Genomic DNA, 4,965 nt, shown 5'->3' with positions numbered 1-4,965 from the left:
GCGCTGCGTCGACGTGCGGCGGCGCTGCTGCTCGCGGGCCGGGACGCCGCGCGCGGCGCCCTCCGTCCCGGGGGCGGCCTGCGCTGCGGCGAGGTCCGATGGAGTCTGGTCCTGGTGGATGACGGTGTCCTGCTGGGTGGCGGTGTCCTGCGGGGTGCCGGAGGTCCCGCCGCGCTGCCGGTGGTCGCCCCGGGTACCGGAACGGCGGCGGGGGCGGCGCGGACGGTCGTGCGACGACGGCTGCGCGGAGGTCGAGGACGGGACGGGTTCGCTGGACATCGTTCGTTCAGTCTGCCTGGTCGCCCGGGACCGGGCGTGCGCCGACCATGGTGACCGGCCTCGCAGGCGTCGTCGAATGGGTTTCGGGAATCGGCGGTATGGGGTCCGAACCGGACGCCGGTCGCCTCGCGGCGAGTGGCGCACCGCGGCTCCAGCCGAACGGAATTCCACGGCGGCGGTTATCTATTGCGGCCCGGGGACTCGGTTCGCCCGGCTCGGACAGTCGTTCCAACGGGCGGGGGTCCCGGATCATTCCCGCCCCACGCGACGGTTTCCGGCTCAGTTCCCGTCCCTCTCGGGAACGGCGTCGGACCCCGTCTCGGCGAGCCGGGCCAGCAGGTCGCGCAACCGGGCCCGCTCGGTCTCGTCGAGCGGGGCGAGGAACTCGGCGGCCAGCGCACGGGCCTCGGTCGCGGCCCCGGCGGCCAGGCGTTCCCCCTCGTCGGTGAGGTGGACCAGCCGTCGTCGCTGGTCGGTCTCGGAGCGGGTGCGACTCAGCCAGCCGTGGCGCTCCATCCGGCGCAGCAGCTCGGTGGTGGTGCCCTTGTCGGTCGCGGCGAGCGATCCGAGCGTGACCTGGTCGATCCCGGGACGGCGGCGCAGTGCGTCGAGCATCGCGTACTGCGGCTTGGTCAGCTGCGGGACGCGCTGCTGCCAGGTCGCGGTGTGGGACTGCAGGACCCGGCGGAGCAGGTGGACGACCGCCTCGTCGGCACCCGGGTTGCGATCGGTCATGCCGCGAGTATAGTGCGTATGCAAACAGTTAGTATACGAACTAGTTGGGAGGTGGTCCGGTGCGACTCGTCGTGGGAATCACCGGCGCGACCGGCGCGATCCTCGGGATCCGCCTGCTGGAGGCGCTGCGCGACGCCGAGGTCGACACGCACCTCGTGCTCTCGAAGTGGGCGCGGGCGACGATCGTCGAGGAGACCGGCTGGACGGTGCCCGAGGTCGAGGCGCTGGCCGGGACCGCCCACCCGTTCGGGGACCAGGCCGCGTCGATCTCCTCCGGCTCGTTCCGGACGGACGGGATGGTCGTCGTCCCCTGCTCGATGAAGACCCTCGCGCAGATCCGGCACGGCATCGCCGACGGGCTCGTCGCCCGCGCCGCGGACGTCACGATCAAGGAGGACCGGAGGCTGGTCCTCGTGCCGCGGGAGACCCCGCTGTCGGAGATCCACCTCGAGAACATGCTGGCCCTGCGCCGCGCCGGGGTGCGGATCGTCCCGCCGATGCCCGCCTTCTACAACCACCCGGCCGCGGTGGACGACGTCGTGGACCACGTCGTCGCCCGCATCTGCGACCAGTTCGACCTGCCCGCCCCGCGGGCCCGCCGCTGGACCGGCGGGTCCGCGCGTCAGAGGAGGAGCGCCTGATGGACACCTTCCGCGACTACCTGGCCGAGCTCGAGGGGCACGGCCAGCTCCTGCGCATCGACGACGAGGTGAAGGCCGAGCCCGACCTCGGCGCCGCCGGTGCCGCCGCCCCGAAGCTCGGCGACCGCGCCCCCGCGCTGCTGTTCACCGACGTCGCCGGGTTCCGCGACCCGAACATCGTGCTCAACGCGCACGGCTCCTGGGCCAACCACGCGATCGCGCTCGGGCTGCCGCCGGAGACCCCGGTGCGCGAGCAGGTCGAGGAGTTCGGCCGTCGCTGGGACGCCTTCCCGGTGCCGGTCGAGCGGCGCGCCGACCCGCCGTTCGCGGAGAACACCGTCGCCGCGGAGGCGGTCGACCTGTTCGCGCTGCTGCCGCTGTTCCGCATCAACTCCGGCGACGGCGGCTTCTACATCGACAAGGCCGCCGTCGTCAGCCGCGACCCCGACGACCCGGAGTCCTTCGGCAAGCAGAACCTGGGCATCTACCGGATGGAGGTCCAGGGGCCGCGCACGCTGGGTCTGCAGCCCGTCCCGCAGCACGACATCGCGCTGCAGCTGCGCCGCGCCGAGGAGCGCGGCGAGGACCTGCCGGTCGCGATCGCGCTCGGCAACGAGCCGACGATCCCGCTGGTGGCGGGCATGCCGATCGCCTACACCGACAGCGAGTACGAGATGGCGGGCGCCCTGCGCGGCTCGCCCTGCCCGATCGCCACCGGTCCGGAGACCGGGCTCGACGTCCCGTGGGGCTGCGAGATCCTGCTGGAGGGCGTCGTCCTGGGCCGCGAGCGGCACTTCGAGGGCCCGTTCGGCGAGTTCACCGGGCACTACTCGGGCGGCCGCCGGATGCCGCAGATCCGCATCGACCGGGTGTCCTACCGGACCACGCCCTACTTCGAGCACCTCTACATCGGCATGCCGTGGACCGAGTGCGACTACCTCATCGGGCCGAACACCTGCGTCCCGCTGCTCAAGCAGCTGCAGGCCGAGTTCCCCGAGGTGCGCGCGGTCAACGCCATGTACACCCACGGGCTGCTCGCGATCGTGTCGGTCCGCAACCGCTACGGGGGCTTCGCCAAGGCCGTCGGGATGCGGACCATGACCACCCCGCACGGCCTCGGCTACTGCAAGGTCGTGATCTGCGTCGACGACACCGTGGACCCGTTCGACCTGCCCCAGGTCATGTGGGCGTTGTCGACCAAGATGCACCCCGCGCACGACCTGGTGACCCTGCCCGACATGCCGGTGCTGCCGCTGGACCCCGGGTCCGACCCGGCCGGGATCACCCACAAGCTGATCATCGACGCCACCACCCCGACCGCCCCGGACGACCGCGGGCACTACTCCCAGGGCGTGGTGCCGCCCGACGACACCGCGGCCTGGGTCGAGCGACTCGGCCGGCTCGTCGCCGGCGACCGGAAGGAGAACCGCTGATGACCTGCCCCCGCTGCTCCACCGACGGCGCCGCCGTGCTCGCGACCTCCCCGGTCCCCGGGGTGTGGACCGTGCACCGCTGCGGCGCGTGCGGGTTCGTCTGGCGCGACACCGAGCCGCCCGCCGTCCGCGACGCCGCGCACTACCCGGCCCGGTTCCGGGTCACCGCGCAGGACGTGGCCGCCGCGGTCGACGTGCCGACCGTCCCGGAGCGCCGGACGTGACCCCGACGCTGATGTGGGAGGCCCGCGCCGCCGACGGCCGGCGCGACGAGCTCCTCGCCCACGTGCGCGAGCAGGCGGTCGTCGCGCTGGCCGGCGCCGAGCGCCACGAGCTGTTCGTCGCCGACGGCGGGCGGGTCGTCGTCATCGCGGTCGGGGTGCCGGCCGGGACGACGCTGCCCGAGCCGCCCGGCGAGCTGCTGGCCCGGCCGCCGCACTCCTGGGGCTTCGACCGGGTCGGCCCCTGACCGGTCCTCAGCCGGTCGCGAGCGCCGCGAGCACCCCGTCCGTCCACGGCGTCCACGCCTGGACCGCCCACGGCCCGAAGTCGCGGTCGGTCAGCACGACGGCGGCGGCGCGCACGTCCGGGTCGACCCACAGGAACGTGCCGGACTGCCCGAAGTGGCCGAAGGTCCGCGGTGACGAGTGCTCCCCGGTCCAGTGCGGGGACTTGCCGTCGCGGATCTCCATGCCCAGGCCCCAGTCGTTCGGCTTCTGCCGTCCGTAGCCGGGGAGCAGGCCGTCGAGCCCGGGGTAGGCGACGGTCGTCGCCTCGGCGACGGTGCGCGGGTCCAGCAGCTGCGGGGCCTGCAGCTCGGCGGCGAAGCGGGCCAGGTCGTCGACGGTGGACACCGCGCCCGCGCCCGCCGAGCCCTCCAGCCGGGTGTGCGTCATCCCGAGCGGGGCGCAGACGGCCTCGTGCAGGTACTCGGCGAACCCGATGCCGGTCGCCTCGGCGATGGCGCCGGCGAGCACCGCGAACCCGGTGTTCGAGTAGATCCGCTGCTCACCCGGGGCGGCACGGACGTCGTCGGTGTCGAACGCCAGACCCGAGGTGTGCGCGATCAGGTGGCGCACGGTCGCGCCCTCCGGGCCGGCCGCGTCGTCCCAGTCGACGGCGCCCTCCTCCACGGCGACCAGGGCGGCGTAGGCCGAGAGCAGCTTGGTCACCGAGGCCAGCCCGAACTCGCGGTCGGTGGCGCCCGCGGTGGCGAGCACGGTGCCGTCGGCGGCGACGACGGCCGCGCCCACGTGGTCGACCGGCCAGTCCAGGACCCGGCGCACCGCCGGGGCGAGCTCGGTCACGACGGGAGGTGCGGTCGGGTGCGCATGCCGTCCATCCTGGCAAACGGGCGGGACCGCAGCCGCCCGGGCGATGATCGGGCCCGTACCGCGTCCGCCGGGTCCCGCATCCGGCCGCGCACCGCGAGGGAGGGCACCGTGCCACTGCACCACGAGACGGCCGGATCGGGACCGCCGCTGCTGCTGGTCCAGGGCGGCGTGGCCGAGGCCGGCGCGGCCCGGATGCTCGTCGACGAGCTCGCCGTCACCCACCGGGTCCGCACCTACGACCGGCGCGGCGTCGGTCGCAGCCCGGCCGGGCCGGACCCGGTCGGGCTGAACGCGCACGCCGACGACGCCGCCGCGCTGCTGGCCGACACCGGACCGTCCGCCGTCGTGGGGGTGAGCATCGGGGCGGTGATCGGCCTGCTGCTCGCGGTGCGCCACCCGGACCTGGTCACGACGCTGGTGGCGCACGAGCCGCCGCTGCCCGGCCTCGTCCGCGATGCCGACCGCGAGGCGGCCCTGGACCGGGTCGAGGCGCTCGCCGCACGCGACGACCTCGGCGGGGCGCTGCGGCTGATGGCCGCGCTG

Annotated in this window: 8 protein-coding genes; 5 read left to right on the top strand and 3 right to left on the bottom strand. The window is 74.5% G+C overall.

Annotated features, from left to right (window positions below):
* On the bottom strand, window positions 1–279 hold a 279-nt coding region (locus GTW08_RS22970; RefSeq protein ID WP_202417578.1), incomplete at its 3' end, for a hypothetical protein.
* Between the two features lie 279 nt (window positions 280–558).
* Window positions 559–1,014 (bottom strand): MarR family winged helix-turn-helix transcriptional regulator, encoded by a 456-nt coding sequence (locus tag GTW08_RS22965; protein ID WP_073577907.1) that lies wholly within the window; start codon window positions 1,012–1,014, stop codon window positions 559–561.
* Window positions 1,015–1,073: 59 nt separating this feature from the next.
* Between GTW08_RS22965 and GTW08_RS22960 the strand changes: the two genes are divergently transcribed.
* Genes GTW08_RS22960 through GTW08_RS22945 form a run of 4 tightly spaced genes read left to right on the top strand, consistent with a single transcriptional unit; the run spans window position 1,074 to window position 3,557 of the window.
* Window positions 1,074–1,655 (top strand): UbiX family flavin prenyltransferase, encoded by a 582-nt coding sequence (locus tag GTW08_RS22960; protein ID WP_073577906.1) that lies wholly within the window; start codon window positions 1,074–1,076, stop codon window positions 1,653–1,655.
* Window positions 1,655–3,088 carry a non-oxidative hydroxyarylic acid decarboxylases subunit C gene (locus GTW08_RS22955; protein ID WP_073577905.1) on the top strand — a complete coding sequence of 478 codons (1,434 nt, stop codon included), beginning with the start codon at window positions 1,655–1,657 and terminating at the stop codon, window positions 3,086–3,088. Before GTW08_RS22960 ends, GTW08_RS22955 begins: the two co-directional genes overlap by 1 nt.
* A complete protein-coding gene (locus GTW08_RS22950) occupies window positions 3,088–3,312 on the top strand; it encodes a non-oxidative hydroxyarylic acid decarboxylases subunit D (protein ID WP_073577904.1) in 225 nt (74 codons plus the stop codon). Before GTW08_RS22955 ends, GTW08_RS22950 begins: the two co-directional genes overlap by 1 nt.
* Window positions 3,309–3,557, top strand: coding sequence for a hypothetical protein (locus GTW08_RS22945; RefSeq protein ID WP_161152510.1), 249 nt, complete (start codon window positions 3,309–3,311; stop codon window positions 3,555–3,557). Before GTW08_RS22950 ends, GTW08_RS22945 begins: the two co-directional genes overlap by 4 nt.
* A gap of 7 nt (window positions 3,558–3,564) precedes the next feature.
* Here GTW08_RS22945 and GTW08_RS22940 read toward each other — a convergent pair whose 3' ends face one another.
* Window positions 3,565–4,395, bottom strand: coding sequence for a serine hydrolase domain-containing protein (locus GTW08_RS22940; protein WP_073577902.1), 831 nt, complete (start codon window positions 4,393–4,395; stop codon window positions 3,565–3,567).
* Between the two features lie 135 nt (window positions 4,396–4,530).
* Here GTW08_RS22940 and GTW08_RS22935 point away from each other — a divergent pair.
* On the top strand, window positions 4,531–4,965 hold a 435-nt coding region (locus GTW08_RS22935; protein ID WP_161152509.1), incomplete at its 3' end, for an alpha/beta fold hydrolase.

This window comes from Pseudonocardia sp. SID8383, from assembly GCF_009864975.1.
Lineage (GTDB): Bacteria > Actinomycetota > Actinomycetes > Mycobacteriales > Pseudonocardiaceae > Pseudonocardia > Pseudonocardia alni.
This window is presented reverse-complemented; position numbering and strand designations above follow the sequence as displayed.

Coding starts and splice junctions, on each gene's coding strand:
- GTW08_RS22965 (WP_073577907.1), bottom strand. CDS start 1,014: ATGACCGATCGCAACCCGGGTGCCGACGAGGCGGTCGTCCACCTGCTC.
- GTW08_RS22955 (WP_073577905.1), top strand. CDS start 1,655: ATGGACACCTTCCGCGACTACCTGGCCGAGCTCGAGGGGCACGGCCAG.
- GTW08_RS22950 (WP_073577904.1), top strand. CDS start 3,088: ATGACCTGCCCCCGCTGCTCCACCGACGGCGCCGCCGTGCTCGCGACC.